Raw genomic sequence first — 15,484 nt, 5'->3', positions numbered from 1 at the left:
GCCCCCTACTTCTTCTTGGCGCGCAGCGCGCGGACGATCTTGTCCTTCGCCGCGTTGGCCGGAGCCTCGCGGGTGGGGACCGCGGCGGGCGCCTTGGTGGCCTTGGCCGCCGTGCGCGCGCGCATCGCCTTCATCAGCTGCATCTCGATGACGAGCAGCTCATCCGCCAGCTCCGCGTTCGCACCCGCGGCGCGGGGCAGCGGCGCGCTCTTGCTGGGAGCGCCCGCGCCATGGCGCATGCGCAGGGCCTTCTCCTCCTCGGCCGTCAGCGTGGTGGACTTCTCCAGCGCCGCCTTGACCTCTTTCGCGGTCAACGTGCTACTTCCGACCTTGCGCTCCATCTCCGCTCCCTTCGTTGTGCACGCCTGAACACCCGAGCATGTCAGATGCGTCTGGGCCGCAACCGACGAGGATTGTAGAGGACGCAAGAGGGCCGTCAAAATTTCTTCCAACAGGCCGCTGCCAGTCTGTAGCGACCCGCCCCACCCGCTACAGCTACAGGTGCATCCCCAGACCCAGGAACGTGGAGCGCAAGCTCTGTCGCTCCCCGGAGAAAGGGGAGCCCCTGGCGGAGAAGTTCTGGTAGCGGGCCTCGGCGGAGAGGAAGAGGTTCTCCCCCAGCTCCACCCCCACGCCGCCGCACAGCTCGAAGCCCAGTTGGAGCACCCGGCTGCCCAGCGCGTCCGGGGCCACCGGCTGGGGGCGTGAGTGGGGCACCAGCATGCTGGCCCCCACGCCCAGGAAGGGCCGCACCCGGGTGTCCCCCAGGGGAACCACGCGCACGGACATGGGCGTCACCTCCGTCAGGTGCCGGCTGGACGCCAGGTGGCCGCCCACCTCCAGCACCGCCCCCGGCTTGCGGTACGCCCAGCCCAGGCCCGCGCTGTAGCCCACCGTGCGCACCTTTTCCGCGTCGCCCTGGAGCACGTAGGCCCCCAGCGGTGCGACGGTGATGCCCAGGTTGCGGACGGGCTCGGCGAGGGCCGGGGTCGCCAGGAGTGCGAGCCCGGCACATGCCAGGGGGAGGGCGGAGCGGAACATGGCCTCCCGTGAGAGCAAGGCCAGGGCCAGGGGGATTCCCCAGCCGCGTCAGGCACTTGCGGGAAGGCCCGGGCGGGGGCGGCGGCCCGTGCAGGACACGGCCGTCACAGCCCCCGAGGGCTGCGCACCTCCCGTCGTGAAACCGTGGGGCTTCCAACGGACAGGAGGTGCGGCGGGGTGCGTCAGTTGCCCTCGGCCTCGTCTTCCGGCTCGGGGGCGCCGGCCGCGGCGCCCGGGGTGGCGGGCGAGTCCCCGGCCTTGGTGCGCGGGATGCCGAAGTGGTCCATGGCGTCCGCGATGCCCTGGGGCTTGTCCGCGTCCGGCAGGAAGTCCTGGGGCGGCTGCAGCGCGGGGTCCTTGCCAATCTCCGTCAGGGAGGACTCCAGCGTCATGCGCAGCTCCGCGGCCTCCGGGGTCTTCTCCTGGGGCACGCCGATGCGCCCGTCCAGCCGGGCCTTGAGGACGACGGAGGTCACCGAGTCCACCAGCACCTCGCCCTCCAGCGAGCGCGGCAGCCGGTGCGAGAAGAAGTTGGCGCGGCGCTTCGTCGTCTCGTCCGCGTTCTTGGGCGTGAAGGCGGCGGGCATCTTCTTCGGCGTGCCGCCCTCCAGGGGCGAGCCCAGGGACACGTTGTACTTCCACGCGGTGCGCCCCTCGTGGGTGACGGTGCCCGCGGGGGTGAGCTTGATGCGGCCCTGGAAGAGGCTGTCGAAGTCGCGGATGGCGCCCGTCAGCTCCGTGCGGGTGCGCTCGGCCATGCCTCGGTCGCGCAGGCGCTGGCGGTACGGGCCGTAGCGGTTGCGGGCGAACACCTGCCCCTTCACGCGCATCACCTCCAGGCCCTGGTCCCGGGAGTTCTCCAGGACGCCGTGGAAGTCGCCGTTGACGCCCCCGGGGCCCGCGCGGAAGGAGCGTGTCTCCGTGAGCTTCACGGGGTTGTTCCCGTTGGGGCCGGCCCACTCGTAGCTGAGGGTGGACTGGAAGAAGTGCGGGCCCAGCCGCTCGGTCACCTCCGCGGCGTCCATGCCCAGGATGCGGCGGGAGACCTGGGGGTTGTCCGCGACGTCCTCCGGCGGCAGCTTCTCCTTCGCCGAGGCCACCACCTTCGGCGGGTCCTCCGCCGAGAAGATGCGGGCCTTTGCCGCCTTGTCGACGGGGTCTGAGCAGCCAGTGGCTGCCAGGACCAGGGCGAGGGCGGCGGACTTCGTCAGACTTCTCACGGAACCTCCACAACCAGGACGGCGGGGGCGGCAAGTTACGTGGGGGGCACAGGAGCGGCAAGCGGTGGCTTGCGTGCGGCCGTGCAAGGGATAGAACGCCCAACCCATGCAGAACCTGCGAGACAAGTTGTTGAAAGCGGGCCTCGTCTCCGAGGAGGAGGCCAAGAAGTCCGACTCCACGCCCTCGGCGCCAAGGCGCCAGGAGGACAGCCGGGGGAGCGCTCCACGCGCCCCGGCCCCTCGCGGACGTGATGAGAATCGGACAGCCGGAGGCCCGCCGCGCCGTGATGAGCGCGGAGGTCCGCCGCGCCGTGATGACCGCGGAGGTCCACCGCGCCGAGAGGGCGGTGGTGGTCCGCCGCGAGGCGCCGGAGGTCCCCCGCGCCACGGTGCGGGCGGTCCGCCGCGTCAGGGCGGAGGCTTCCGGGGCGGTCCCCAGGGTGGGTTCGGCGCGAACGCGCGTCCGGGCACGCCCACGGAGAAGCCCATCCCCAAGCTGCCGCCCATGCCGGGCTCCAAGGCCTACCAGCGCGCCGAGTCCAAGAAGCAGGTGGAGCTGGACCGCGCCCTGCGCGAGCTGGTGCTCGGCGCCCAGGTGCCCCAGGAGCAGGGCGAGACGGCCTTCTACTTCATGACGCGCAAGGGAAAGCTGCGTCGCATGGAGCTGAGCCCCGCCCAGGCCAAGCAGTTGGAGGACGGCGAGCTGGGAGTGGTGGAGCGTCCGGAGCCCGCGCAGATTGAGCACTCGCTGGTGCCTTCCGCCGCGGCCGAGCAGATGTACGCGCTGTCCGCCAAGGCCGTGCGCTTCTTCAACCGCAAGGAGAACCCCGTCGGCTTCATGAACGACGAGGAGCTCAAGGCGCAGCAGGCCGCCGAGGCCTCCGGCACCGCGCCGGAAGTCGCCGACGAGCCCGAAGCCTCCGCGGAAGGTGCCGAGGAGGGCGAGGCGTCCGCCGAGGCCACCGCGTCCGAGCCGTCGTCCGAGTCCCCTGGCGAGCCTGCCTCCGAGCCGAACGGCGAAGGCAACCCCCAGTCCTGATGTTCCTTCCCGTGCCCTCCCCTCCTTCCCATCCGGGAGCGAGGGGAGGCGCGGCTTCCACCCGACGTCCGCGCTCGTCTCAGCCGAACGCGTCGATGCCGGTGATGGCCTTGCCCAGCACCAGCGTGTGCACCTCGTGGGTGCCCTCGTAGGTGAAGACGCTCTCCAGATTCAGCATGTGGCGCACGGGCGGGTAGTCATCCGTGATGCCGTTGGCGCCGTAGATGCTCCGGGCCACGCGGGCGATGTCGAGCGCGCTCTTCACGTTGTTGCGCTTGGCCAGGCTCACCATCACGGGGTTGCTCTTGCCCTCGTCCTTGAGGCGCGCGAGCCGCAGGCTCAACAGCTGCGCCTTGACGATCTCCTGGAGCATGTCCGCCAGCTTCTCCTGCGTGAGCTGGTAGCCGGCGATGGACTTGCCGTCGAACTGGGTGCGGGACAGCGCGTATTCGCGCGCGCCCTCGAAGCACGCGATGGCCGCGCCCGTCACCGCGAACGCGATGCCTGCTCTCGCGTTGTTGAGGCACGACAGCGGACCGCGCAGGCCCACGACGCCGGGCAGCACGTTGCGGTCGGGCACGCGCACGTCCTGGAAGGACAGCTCACTGGTGCGTGAAGCGCGCAGGGAGAACTTGCCGGGAATCTCCCGCGCGCTGAAGCCGGGCATCCCCTTCTCCACCAGGAAGCCGCGCACGGACTCCGGGCCGCCGTCGTCCGTCTTGGCCCACACCACCGCGACGTCCGCGATGCTGCCGTTGGTAATCCACGCCTTGGTGCCGTTGAGCACCCAGCTGTCTCCGTCCTTCCGGGCGCGGGCGCGCATGCCGCCGGGGTTGGAGCCGAAGTCGGGCTCGGTGAGGCCGAAGCAGCCGATGAGCTGTCCCTTCGCCATGCCCGGCAGGAAGCGCGTCTTCTGCTCCTCGCTGCCGAAGGCGTGGATGGGGAACATGCACAGCGAGCCCTGCACGGACGCGAAGCTGCGCAGGCCGGAGTCACCGCGCTCCAGCTCCTGCAACACCAGGCCGTAGCTGACGGTGCTCATGCCCGCGCAGCCGTAGCCCTGGAGGTTCGCGCCCAGCACACCCAGTTCCGCGAGGCCCGGGATGAGGTGCGCGGGGAAGGTGCCGTCGCGGAAGTGCTTGCCGATGATGGGCAGCACCTCCGCGTCCACGAAGCGGGCCACCGCGTCGCGAGCGGCCTTCTCCTCGGCGGACAGCAGGTCGTCGATGCGGAACAGGTCGGTGATTTCGGCGCGGGGCATGGCGGCGTGCTTAGCGTCGCCATGCGGGAGGCGTCAAACCACCGGTGCCTCAGTGCGTCGCGGGCGCGAGCGCATCCAGGTCCGCGTCGCGCATGGAGTTGACCAGCGGACCGTCAATCTTCCGCTGGCCGTTCACCACCACGGTGGGCTTGAGGAAGAAGCTGTTGTTCCAGCTGAAGTCATACAGCGCCTGCTCGGCGGTGTCGTTCCAGGTCCCGTCCATGCGGCCGTCGTAGTACCCGAGCTTGTGCAGCACGCGCTTCACGACCTTCGCCGTCTCCTTGTCGAGCGAGATGAGGTCCGACGCGTACGGCGCCGCGACGCCCGCCTGGTAGCGGTTCATCTCCACGTCCAGCTCCTTCAGCGCGTGCTTGCTGCTGTGCACGACGGCGTCCGCCAGCACCTTCGTGTAGAAGACCGCTTCGTTCTCCGAGCTCCAGACGCGGATGACACCGGAGCGCTCGCCGTTGTTGTCACCGCCCACCTTGGCCCCGGCCTTGAGCGACGCGAGCAGCCGCTGCGGCAGGCTGCCCGTGGCCTTCTGGAAGCCCGTCGCCATGGCCGCGCAGATGGTGGCGGTGGTCTGGTTGTTGGCCTGCACCACGAAGGTAGCGCCCTTCACGGCGCAGCGCTGCGAGGCGCTCTCCGCGCCGGTCTGCTGGCCCACGGTGATGGTGCCGTCGGAGTTGAGCTTCACCGCGGCGAGCTGCCGGTAGTCCGCATACGGATCCACGGTGAACACGTAGTCGACGGCGGCCTGGGCCGTGTCACCCGCGTCGGTGCGGGCGATGATCGCCTCGGCGTCATCCACCGAGGGGTAGAACATGGAGGCCACCGCCACGTCCGGACGGCCGTAGGGCACCAGGCCGCTGATGCCCGAGGGAAAGGAGATGCTGGCCACGCCGCACGACTTCTCCACGGCGTCGCACGCGACGATGGCGCGCGTGCCCAGGAGGCGCGGGTTGGCGCGGCCGGTGGGCGCCGCCGCGAGGGCGGACGTGGACGCGAACATCAGGCAGGAGGCGGCGAGCAGGCCGCGATTGAAGGTCTTCATAGGCAATGGACCTCGATGCAGTGAGTGGTGCCTGGAAGAGCCTGCTCGCGCGCGGATGATGCATGTCGCCATGCACCATGCCCCGCGAGACGACGAAGTCAGCGGTGCTTCACAGTCCGCCGGGCTTGAACGCCTTCGGATCCGCGTTGCGCAGGTAGTTGACCAACGGACCGTCAATCTTCCTCTGGCCGTTCACCACCACGGTGGGCTTGAGGAAGAAGAGCGTGTTCCAATTGAAGGCATCCAGCGCCTGTTCGGCGGCGTCGTTCCACGTCCCGTCCAGGACACCGTTGTAGTACCCGGCCTTGTTCAACGTGTTCTTCACGACCTTCGCGGTCTCCGCGTCGAGCGGAATGAGGTCCGACGCGTACGGCGCCGCGATGCCCGCCTGGTAGCGGTTCATCTCCACCTCCAGGTCCTTCAGCGCGGTGAGGCTGGTGTGCACGACGGCGTCCGCCAGCACCTTCGTGTAGAAGGTCGATTCGTTCTCCGAGGTCCAGACGCGGATGACACCGGAGCGCTCGCCGTTGTTGTCCCGGCCCACGGCTGCCCCCGCCTTGAGCGAAGCGAGCAGCCGCTGCGGCAGGCTGCCTGTGGCCTGCTGGAAGCCCGTCGCCATCGCGGCGCAGATGGTGGAGGTGGTCTGGTTGTTGGCCTGGACCACGAAGGTGGCGCCCTTCACGGCGCAGCGCTGCGGGGCATTCTCCGCGCCGGTCTGCTGGCCCACCGTGATGGTGCCGTTGGGGTTGAGCTTCACCACCGCGAGCTGGCGGTAGTCCGCGTACGGATCCACGGAGAAGACGTAGTCCACCGCCTGCTGGGCCGTGTTGCCCGCGTCGACGCGCGCGAGGACCGCCTCGGCGTCATCCACCGACGGGTAGAACATGGTGGCGATGGCCACGTCCGGACGGCCGTAGGGCACCAGGCCGCTGATGCCCGCGGGGAAGGAGATGCTGGCCACGCCGCAGGACTTCTCCACCGCGTCGCACGCGACGATGGCGCGCGTACCCATGAGGCGCGGATTGGCGCGGCCGGTGGGCGCCGCCGCGAGGGCGGACGTGGACGCGAACATCAGGCAGGAAGCGGCCAGCAGGCCACGATTGAAGGACTTCATGTGCAGGGAACTCCGATGCAGTGGTTGATGTCTTGAAGAGTCCCCGGAAGCGCAATTGATGCATTTCGCCATGCACGTTCCGCCCGGTCCCGCGCGCAGGGCCCTATGCTGTCCGGCCATGGCAAATGAGACGACGAAGAGCGTGGTGGTGACGGGCGCCAGCCGGGGCATTGGCCGCGCGGTGTCCCTGGCGTTCGCGCGCGAGGGCTACGACGTCTGGGCGATGGCGCGCTCGGCGGAGTCGCTGGAGGCGCTGCGCAAGGAAGGCAGCGAGCGCATCCGCACGCTCACCGTGGACGTGGCGGATGAGTCCGCGCTGCTCGCGGCGTGCAAGACCGTGCTGGCGGCGGGCACGCCTCGGGTGCTGGTGAACAACGCGGGCATCACCGTGTCCGCGCCGCTGACGAAGACGTCCACGGCGGACCTGGCGAAGGTGATGGCCGTGAACGTGACGGCGCCCTTCCTGCTGTGCCGCGAACTGATGCCGGCGATGGCGTCCGCGGGCGGCGGCCGGGTCATCAACATCGGCTCCATCACCGCGACGCGCGGGGCGCGGTACACGTCCGCGTACTGCGCGTCCAAGCACGCGCTGCTGGGGCTGACGCGCGCGCTGTCGGTCGAGTACGCGCGCAAGAACGTCACCGTGAACATCGTGAACCCGGGCTGGGTGGAGACGGACATGTTCGCGGGCGCGACGGCCGCCATCACCAAGACGACGGGCCGCAGCGAGGAACAGGCCCGCGAGGCCCTGGCCGCAATGAGCGCCATGGGCCGCATCATCCAGCCGGAGGAGGTGGCCGCGATGTGCCTCTTCCTCGCGTCGGAGGCGGCGGCGCCCATCACCGGCGCGGCCTACGCCATCGACGGCGGCGAAGCGGCGTAGCGGCGGGCTCCCGCGCGCCGGGCCGTCACGTGCCCGGCGTCACCGCGCGAGTGGGACGATACGCCGTGCGGCATCGCGGGCTCCCGCGCGCCGGGCCGTCACGGGCCCGACGCCTTCACGGCGTCACAGGCGATACTGCTCCACGATGTTGCTGACCTCGTGGGACGCGGTGGTGAGGCGCGCGGCGGCCACGGCACTGGTGGCCACGCGCTCCACCGTCTCGTCCGCCAACCGCGTCAGGTCGCTCAGCGCGGCGAACAGCTCCGCGATGCCCGCGTCCTGCTGGCTCACCATGTCCGCGATGCTCTTCACGGACACGCTGTTGTTCTGGATGACCTCGGCCAGCGCTCGCAGGCTCTCTCCCGCCGCGCGCGCCTGCTCCAGGCCACCTTCCACCTCGCGCGTGCCACCTTCGCTCGTCTGCACCGCCTCGGAGATGGCGCGGCCGATGTCCGCCAGGATGGACTGCACGCGCGCTGTCGCCGTCGCGGACTGGTCCGCCAGCGACCGCATCTGACGGGCCACCACCGCGAACGCCCGGCCCGCCTCGCCGCTGCGCGCCGCCTCGATGGCCGCGTTCAACGCCAGCACGTTGGACTGGTCCGCCAGGTCCTTCACCGTGCCGGTGATGTCGCCCACCTGCCGCGTGCTCTGCCGCAGCTCCGACACCGTGTTGGAGATGCGCTCCACCTGCGAACGGATGTGCGTGAGCCCGCCCACGCTGCCCGCCACCGCGGACTCGCCCGCCTGCCCCACCGCGCCCGCCTTCTCCGCGTCGCGCAGCACGCCCGTGGCCCGCTGCGCCGCCGCCCGCGAGCTCTCCTGCAGCTGCCGCGCGGCGATCTGCGTCTGATGCAGCGCCGCCGCCTGCCGAGTCACCGCCAGGTTCTGGTCCGACGCGGAGTTCGCCAGCTCCAGCGCCGTCGCCTCCAGCTCGTGCGCGGAGTTCTTCAGCGCCATCAGCACCGCGCGCAGCCGCGCCATCATGTCCCCGAAGGACAAGGCCAGCTGGCCAATCTCATCCTTGGAGTGGATGTCCAACGTGCTGCTGAAGTCCCCTTCCGCCACCACCCGCGCCGCCGCCGCCGTCAGCGCGCCCAGGGGCGCCATCATCCGCCGCACCAGAAGGAACACACCCCCGCCCGCCATCAGCGCCACGAACAGCCCCAGCCCCAGCACCTCCATCAGCGTGGCGCGCATCCGCGCCCACTCCGCCTGAGCGCCGCGCGCCAGCACCAGCTCCAGGCCCTCGCCCACCTCCACCCGCGACACGTGCAGCGACACGCCGCCCACGTCCACCTCGGCGCCGTTCGCTCCGCCCGCGCCCGCCGCGGCCAGCAGCGCCTTCGCCTGGACCGCGTGCACCGACCTCGCCACCAGCCGAGGCCCCGCGTGCAGCAACGCCTCCAGGTCCTCGCTCCCCTCGCCCAGGCGGCGCAGTTCCTCTCCGCCCAGCTCCGCGCCCACCACGAGGAAGCCCACCGGTACGCCGTTGGACTGGAGCGGCTGCGCCACCGCGAACAGCGGCACTCCCGTGGCCGGCAGCATCACCTGTCCCTTCTGGCGCACCACCTTGTCGATGCCCGGCAGGGTCCGCTCACCGGAGGAGGCGAGCACCGTCCCGTCCACGCCCACCAGCGCCATCAGGTCCACGCCCAGCACCGTGCGGTGCTCGTTCAGCAGGGCGTCCGTCTCCGAATGGTCCTCCGCGAAGGCCGCCGTGAACGCGGGGTTGGCCGCCGCCACGCGCCCCAACTCCGCCAGCACGCGCAACTCCTGGTCCTTCAACGCCTGCCAGCGGGTCGCGTCCCGCGTCAGGGCGGAGGCCATTTCGGACTCCACGCGCGAGCGCAGCGACAACCCCATCAACGTCACGGTCAACAGCGTGAGGGTGATGACAACGGCGGTAAGGGCCGCGGTCAGGCGCGCGGCAAGGCTGAGCGTCATACGCAACGGGTGCTCGGAGGGGGGAGGGAGACGCGAGGGGGAGCCCCCAGATTAACCTGGAAGATGCGAAGGATTGAAGTCCCTGTTCAGGGTGACTCCCCTCCGTCCGGGCGGACCCATCGCGTCGGGTCGGCGGTCAGGACCGACCTGTGGGGTTCATCATCCCCGCACTCCCAGCATGTGACGCGCTGGGTAGACGTTCAGACCTCCACGCGCAGTACGACAGCGGTGATGTTGTCGCGGCCACCGGCCTCGTACGCGGCGGTCACGAGCGCGTCACACGCGGCCTGGGCGGAGGGAGCGTGCAGCTGCTCCTTCATCACCTCTGGACCCAGGGGCTCATACAGGCCGTCCGAGCACAGGAGGAAGACATCCCCTGGCTGCGTCTCCAGCCACTGCACGGTGGGCTCCGCGTTCTCCGTGCCCAGGGCGCGGGTGATGAGGTGGCGCAGGTTGGCCGGATTGCCGGGCGGCTCGCGCCCCGCGGCGCGCAGCTCCTCGATGAGCGAGTGGTCGCGCGTGAGCGACTCCAGCTGGCCCTCGCGCAAGCGGTACAGGCGGCTGTCGCCCACATGGGCCACCGCCGCGCTGCGCTCTCCCACCGCGAGCGCCACCACCGTGGAGGCCATCTCCTTGAGCTTGCCCACGCGGCGCACACGCAACGTGCGCTGGGCGAGCGCGGTGCACGCGGCCAGGTAGTTCTCCTCGCGACTTCGCGCGGGATCCACCGCGTCCGGCCAGGTGCCGTCGCGGTCGCGGTCCAGCCGGTCGCTGAACCCCGCGAAGGTGTCCACCACGCACTGGCTGGCGACCTCCCCGCCCTCCTGTCCCCCCAGGCCGTCCGCCACGACGAACAACCCGCGTTCGGGCAGCACACAGTACGCATCTTCATTGTGCGGGCGCCGCCCGATGTGGGTCTGCCCCGCGCACTCGAATCTCATCACCACTGCCTCCTGGCTGGGCTCCCGGTCAGCAAACGGGAGGCCAACGGCCCGGTCGCTTCATGCCCGGGGTTCCCCCATGGGGTTCTCGCCTCTGGAGAACGCCCGGGTGCGCGGTCTCTCCACGCACCCGCACTCCCCTGTCCGAGGACCGACGTTGCGGTCGTCTCCACCCCGTCCCGCCCCGACTTTTCAACGGGCGTGACACCCCGAAGGCCCGGGCGGGCTTCGTGGGAGGACGCCGGACGGGCGTCCACGTGTGGAGCAAGGGTGGGAGTCATGGGCGCCGGTAGGATATCGGGCATTGTGGCCAATGGGGATCCACTCGCGTCCCCCTAGCAACTCCTGCCGGCCCCAGCGGACAATGCAGGAGCTGCCCGACCTGCGGGCCATCACCCGAGGAGAACCATGACATCCATCCGCCGAGTGGGTTCTGGCATCTCGACGTCCCGGGCCTGGTCCATCTCCTCCGAGTTGGAGGTGACCGCCCCGGTGCAGCAGCAGCCCATGACGCCGGTGGAGCCGGTGCGGCGGGGCTTCTCCGACTCGAGCGACTTCCAGGCGGACGCCGACGGCGACCTGGCCGGTGCCCTGCTCGAGGACCTGGGGCTGACGTCGGGCCCGTCCTCGGAGGCCGGGGGGCGCGCGTCGGGCCTGGAGGACCCGGAGGCCCGGGCCGCGCTGATGGAGAACCCCCACCTGCGCACCTTCGCGGGGGAGAGCACCTTCGAGGCCGCCGCGCCCGCGTACGCCCAGCGGCTGGGCACGCCGCAGATGTCCACGCCGCTCATGCAGGCGCGCCACTTCCAGCAGGCGGAGCGCCGCGCGGAGGCCTCGCCGGCGGATCCCTCCCTGGACCCCTCCGACATCCTGTCGCCCGACGCGGCCGAGTGGGAGCTCCAGAACCTGGACACCATGCCGAGCACCGCCTCCTCGAAGGAGGCGGAGGACCTGCTCTTCCTCCTGGAGTCCGGTGACCTGTCCGGCCTCAGCGACGAGGAGCTGGCCGCGCTGAGCGACGACCTGGACATGGACGACGCGGCTCCGGATGCGTCTGGCGACACGGACGGCCTGGAGGTCTCCGGTGCGCCGGAGGATTCGGGCGGGTTCCTGGCCACGCTGGAGGACAGCGGGCCGGAGGCGCTGTCAGCGGATGCGCCGCCGAGCGCCCCGGCGTCGAGTGACTTCCTCGCGGACGCGGACGACTTCACGATGGAGGCCGTCCAGGCCGAGGCCGCCTACGCCGCCGCCTATGCCGAGGCCCGCAAGAACGCGGCTTCCGAACCGGAGCCCAGCGTGGTGGTGGCCGCCGAGCCCGCTGACGCTACGGCGGACATCGAGGATGTGCAGGACGCCGACCTCGTGGAGGTCGACGCGGCCCAGACGCCTCCGCCGCCTCCGCTCGAGTCCTGAGCCGAGTCCCAAGCGGGCCCTGACGCTCAGGGCTCGGGCCTGTCGGAGAGCGCGGCGTCGAGCTGCTTCTGCGCCTCCATGACGTCCTTCTCCAGCTCGGTCTTGTAGCGGTCGCGCTCGGGGCTCCTCCACTCCGCATCCGAGAACTGCTCGAGCGTGTACTCGCGAGTGGTGTGCACGGGCCCGCGCAGCGTGACCATCAGCTCGCGGTCCGGGTCACCCATCTCCTTGAGCAGGAAGCCCTCCACGTCGCGCAGGGTCAGCGGGAACGTGGGCTTGTCGTCCCGGATGACCTTGCCGAAGACGTTGAGCTTCACCTCCTGCGAGCCCTCCTGCAGCTCCTCGTTGAACGACAGCACCGCGAACGGCACGCCGCCTTCGTCGTCCAGCCGGCCGGACACCACGTACCGCCCCGCCTTGCGGACCTGGACGGGCAGGTACAGGTCCAGCGACCCACCCTCCAGCACCTCGCGCACCCTGCCGCTGAACGTGGCCGGCGGCGCGGGCGTGTAGAGCACGTCGAAGAACGCCGAGTCCTCCAGCGAACCCGAGCGCACGCGGAGGGCCACGCGCAGCGTGCCGGAGAACATCGCGAAGCCCTGCTTCGACGGCTGGAAGCGGCCGGTGAGCATCCCGTCACCCGCCACCGCGTCGCCGCCCTGGCCTGAGTCCGCGAACGTCACCGGCACTCCCGGCACGCCGCCCGCGTCCGCCAGGTGGTCCGCCTCGTGCGCCATCGCGGACACCACCTCGCACGGGCGCGCCGCGCGGCGCGAGTCCTCGCACGCCACGGTGAAGAGCACCGCTTCGTCACCGACGACGAACACCTTGTCCTGCTTGAGTCGCAGCTGCACGTCGGAGGTGCCGTCCTCCGCGGCCTTGGGGCTCAGCGGCCGGGTGCGCTCCGGCTCCGCCAGCTCCAGTTGATCCGGATGCTCGCGGCCGGGCCGCGACTCGGGCGGGTAGCGCGTGGCCGCCACGTAGGATTCCAACGAGCGCTTCGCGCGCTCCAGCCGCTTCTGCCACAGCTCGCGGCGGGCCTCGCGTTCGCGGGCCTCCGGGCTGAGCAGTGACGGCGGGGCGGACTCGGCCGCCATGGCCGCTCTGGAGCGCTCCGCCGGTGCCCGCGCCCCCTCGCGAGGGTCGGACACCGGGGCGGAGGTGGGCTTCGGTGCGCCCTCCGGCGCTACGGCCCCATCGCTTCCCTGCCACCAGAAGAGCGCTCCGCCCACGAGCACCAGGGGCACGAGGGCGAGCAACCACCGGCCGTGGCGCAGCCGGGAGGCGGAGGGGATGGGGCCGTCTTCACGTGTCATGAGCGGGCTTCGCCGGAGGGGGCGGGGGAAGCCGTCATTCTAGTACGCGTACTGGGCCATGTACTCGCGCACCTTGGAGACGATGCCGCCCCAGTTGCCGTTGGCGTAGTGGTTGTACGACTCACCATCGTCGCGGAGGTACACGGAGTGGAAGCTCCACTTCGCCCTGCCGTCGCTGCACGCGTTCTTGAGCAGGTTGAGCGTGCCGCCGCAGAACCAGTCGCCCGGGTTGCAGTAGGAGCCGCCGCTGCTGCCGGAGACGCCGCCCGTGGAGTGGTAGGACACCGCCTCGTCGTCCTGGCCCGGGAGGATGCCGGAGTACAGCGTCCCCTTGGAGCCGGCGAACATGAGGAACTCCACGTTGGCCGTGGCGTTGTGGTTGTACATGGAGCGCGCCGTGGTGGTGACCAGGTCGCTCACCAGGGGCTCGCTCACCGCCCAGTCGCCGTGGTCCGCCAGCTCGCTGCCGCCGCCCGCGCCGGACGCCACGGCCACCCACTTGATGTTCCAGCCGGTCTGCGTGGAGGTGCCCACGTTGCCGCATTCGCCGTTGGCGTTGGGCGAGGCGTTCTTCACCTGCCGCGTGCTGGTGCCGTACAGCGACAGCGCGTAGCCAATCTGCAGGTCACCGGCGCTGTGCACGGCGATGTAACAGGAGTTGGTACCCGTGCAGAAGCAGTCCAGCGCGTTGCGGATGCGGTAGTTCTCCGAGCCCACGCGCTGCGTGCCGTTCCAGTTGACGGCCTTCTTGTTCACGCCCGCCGCGGTGGTGGACGGCCCCCAGTAGCTGAAGTCGGCGTAGTTGCCCGCCTGCGTCTTGTTGCCGTTCTTGCCGTGGATCCACAGCGTGTAGTTCGTCGCGGCGGCTTCGGTACCCACCAACAGCGTCGCGGCGGTCACGGCCGCGCCAATCAGCATCTTCATCGGGGTGTGTCTCCTGGCCTCTCGGGGGGATGAGAGGGCTTCCGCACGGCCCCAGGCCGGGCGAGGGGACAACCACTCTAGGGGTTGTTTCAGATGAAGGCGATAAGCCGAAAGTCGAGCCGTCAGTGAAAACCCTGACGCACCGCGCTGGCTCTGGAAGTCACCCCAGCGCGTCCAGGGCACCGTCCCGCACGAAGCGTTCCAGCCGCTCCAGTGCTTCCGGCAGGTTGGCGCGCCCCAGACCCAACCGGAAGTGATTGCCCGGAAAGCCATACACGTCACCCGGCAACAGCAACACACCCTCGCGGGTAATCAGTGACTCAGTGAAACGAGCCACCGGGATGTTTCGCAGCAGACGGGGGAAGGCCACGCTGCCGGCGCGCGGGCGCACCCATTGGAAGGTGTCCGCGTGGCGCGCGAAGAAGTCATCCAGCCGCGCGAGGTTCGCGGTGAGCAGGCCGCGGCTGCGCTCCAGCACGCGTTCACGGGCGCGCAGCGCGATGAGGGACAACAGCTCGCTGGGGGCGCTGTTGCAGAGCGACGTGTAGTCCTTGAAGGCACGGCAGCGTGCGAGCAGCTCCGCGTCCCGGGTGGCGAGCCAGCCCACGCGCAGGCCCGCGAGGCCGAACGCCTTGGACATCACGCCCAGGCTCACGCCCTTCGTGAGACACGACGCGGCGGGCGGCAGCGTGTCGTTCGCGTCGTACTCCAGCAGGCGGTACACCTCGTCGGAGAAGAGGTGGATGCCGCGCGCCTCGCACAGCGCGCACAGCTTCTGGAAGGTGGCGCGGTCCGGCAGTGAGCCCGTGGGGTTGTGCGGGAAGTTCACCACGACCATGCGCGTGTCCGGGCGCAGCGCCGCCGTGAGCGCGTCCAGGTCCAGGGCCCAGCCGTCCTCCTCCCGCAGGGGCAGCAGCGTCACGTCCGCGCCCACGGAGCGCGCGACTTCGTAGAGCGACTGGTAGCCCGGCCAGGTGACGACGGCGTGCGTGCCGGGCCCCAGTAGGACGTTCATCGCGACGAACATCGCCTCCTGCGCGCCCGCGAAGGTGAGGACATCCTCGGAGATGAGGCCCGGGTACATGCCGGCGATGGCCTCGCGCAGCGCGGGAAGGCCGGGCGTCTCCGTGTAGCCGAGCGTCAGCCCGTCCCAGCGCGCGCGGTCCTCCGGCGACGCGAGCGCCAGCAGGTCCGCCATGCGCCAGCCCTCGATGTCGGAGGAGCACAGGAGGTAGGGCGCGGCGAACTCCCACCGCGCGAAGTACCGCTCCAGTTCGAAGTCGGGGATGCGCATGCACGGCCTCCATGCCCGCCTGCCCACCGGAGGGCGG

General features: G+C 70.7%; 14 protein-coding genes. 3 read left to right on the top strand and 11 right to left on the bottom strand.

What is annotated here, in order from left to right; all coding sequences use genetic code 11:
• Positions 1 to 5: 5 nt before the first annotated feature.
• The 3 genes from D7Y04_RS06340 to D7Y04_RS06330 all read right to left on the bottom strand — a co-directional run bounded on the left by D7Y04_RS06340 (position 6) and on the right by D7Y04_RS06330 (position 2,261).
• Positions 6 to 341, bottom strand: a complete 336-nt coding sequence (locus D7Y04_RS06340; RefSeq protein WP_120575912.1) for a hypothetical protein — start codon at positions 339 to 341, stop codon at positions 6 to 8.
• A gap of 154 nt (positions 342 to 495) precedes the next feature.
• Positions 496 to 1,041, bottom strand: a complete 546-nt coding sequence (locus tag D7Y04_RS06335; protein WP_120575911.1) for a hypothetical protein — start codon at positions 1,039 to 1,041, stop codon at positions 496 to 498.
• Positions 1,042 to 1,223: 182 nt separating this feature from the next.
• A complete protein-coding gene (locus D7Y04_RS06330; protein WP_171809683.1) occupies positions 1,224 to 2,261 on the bottom strand; it encodes a hypothetical protein in 1,038 nt (345 codons plus the stop codon).
• A gap of 106 nt (positions 2,262 to 2,367) precedes the next feature.
• On the opposite strand from D7Y04_RS06330, the gene D7Y04_RS06325 reads away from it, so the two are divergent.
• On the top strand, positions 2,368 to 3,300 hold the full coding sequence (locus D7Y04_RS06325; protein WP_121758626.1) for a DUF2058 family protein: 933 nt from the start codon (positions 2,368 to 2,370) through the stop codon (positions 3,298 to 3,300).
• Between the two features lie 79 nt (positions 3,301 to 3,379).
• Here the strand turns inward: D7Y04_RS06325 and D7Y04_RS06320 are convergent, their stop codons facing one another.
• The 3 genes from D7Y04_RS06320 to D7Y04_RS06310 all read right to left on the bottom strand — a co-directional run bounded on the left by D7Y04_RS06320 (position 3,380) and on the right by D7Y04_RS06310 (position 6,729).
• Complete coding sequence (locus tag D7Y04_RS06320; RefSeq protein ID WP_121758625.1) at positions 3,380 to 4,561, bottom strand: acyl-CoA dehydrogenase family protein; 1,182 nt, start codon at positions 4,559 to 4,561, stop codon at positions 3,380 to 3,382.
• A 49-nt stretch (positions 4,562 to 4,610) separates the two neighbouring features.
• Positions 4,611 to 5,615: a DUF1028 domain-containing protein gene (locus D7Y04_RS06315; protein ID WP_121758624.1), complete on the bottom strand. Its 1,005-nt coding sequence runs from the start codon at positions 5,613 to 5,615 to the stop codon at positions 4,611 to 4,613.
• A gap of 109 nt (positions 5,616 to 5,724) precedes the next feature.
• Positions 5,725 to 6,729 carry a DUF1028 domain-containing protein gene (locus tag D7Y04_RS06310; protein WP_120598498.1) on the bottom strand — a complete coding sequence of 335 codons (1,005 nt, stop codon included), beginning with the start codon at positions 6,727 to 6,729 and terminating at the stop codon, positions 5,725 to 5,727.
• 118 nt (positions 6,730 to 6,847) lie between these two features.
• Between D7Y04_RS06310 and D7Y04_RS06305 the strand changes: the two genes are divergently transcribed.
• Entirely contained in the window at positions 6,848 to 7,612 is a 765-nt protein-coding gene (locus D7Y04_RS06305) for an SDR family NAD(P)-dependent oxidoreductase (RefSeq protein ID WP_121758623.1), read from the top strand.
• A 123-nt stretch (positions 7,613 to 7,735) separates the two neighbouring features.
• Here the strand turns inward: D7Y04_RS06305 and D7Y04_RS06300 are convergent, their stop codons facing one another.
• Complete coding sequence (locus D7Y04_RS06300; RefSeq protein WP_121758622.1) at positions 7,736 to 9,559, bottom strand: methyl-accepting chemotaxis protein; 1,824 nt, start codon at positions 9,557 to 9,559, stop codon at positions 7,736 to 7,738.
• 200 nt (positions 9,560 to 9,759) lie between these two features.
• Positions 9,760 to 10,500, bottom strand: coding sequence for a PP2C family serine/threonine-protein phosphatase (locus tag D7Y04_RS06295; RefSeq protein ID WP_121758621.1), 741 nt, complete (start codon positions 10,498 to 10,500; stop codon positions 9,760 to 9,762).
• A 408-nt stretch (positions 10,501 to 10,908) separates the two neighbouring features.
• Between D7Y04_RS06295 and D7Y04_RS06290 the strand changes: the two genes are divergently transcribed.
• On the top strand, positions 10,909 to 11,913 hold the full coding sequence (locus tag D7Y04_RS06290; RefSeq protein ID WP_121758620.1) for a hypothetical protein: 1,005 nt from the start codon (positions 10,909 to 10,911) through the stop codon (positions 11,911 to 11,913).
• A 26-nt stretch (positions 11,914 to 11,939) separates the two neighbouring features.
• Here D7Y04_RS06290 and D7Y04_RS06285 read toward each other — a convergent pair whose 3' ends face one another.
• The 3 genes from D7Y04_RS06285 to D7Y04_RS06275 all read right to left on the bottom strand — a co-directional run bounded on the left by D7Y04_RS06285 (position 11,940) and on the right by D7Y04_RS06275 (position 15,447).
• On the bottom strand, positions 11,940 to 13,229 hold the full coding sequence (locus D7Y04_RS06285; RefSeq protein ID WP_121758619.1) for a hypothetical protein: 1,290 nt from the start codon (positions 13,227 to 13,229) through the stop codon (positions 11,940 to 11,942).
• A gap of 39 nt (positions 13,230 to 13,268) precedes the next feature.
• Positions 13,269 to 14,153, bottom strand: coding sequence for a hypothetical protein (locus D7Y04_RS06280; RefSeq protein ID WP_121758618.1), 885 nt, complete (start codon positions 14,151 to 14,153; stop codon positions 13,269 to 13,271).
• Between the two features lie 160 nt (positions 14,154 to 14,313).
• The gene (locus D7Y04_RS06275; RefSeq protein ID WP_121758617.1) at positions 14,314 to 15,447 is read right to left on the bottom strand and encodes an aminotransferase class I/II-fold pyridoxal phosphate-dependent enzyme; all 1,134 of its coding nucleotides are present in this window, start codon (positions 15,445 to 15,447) and stop codon (positions 14,314 to 14,316) included.
• Positions 15,448 to 15,484 lie beyond the last annotated feature (37 nt).

This window comes from Corallococcus sp. AB038B, from assembly GCF_003668955.1.
In the GTDB taxonomy this organism is placed as follows: Bacteria; Myxococcota; Myxococcia; order Myxococcales; family Myxococcaceae; genus Corallococcus; species Corallococcus exiguus.
The sequence above is the reverse complement of the archived record's forward strand: the minus strand, read 5'-3'. Positions and strand labels throughout refer to the sequence as shown.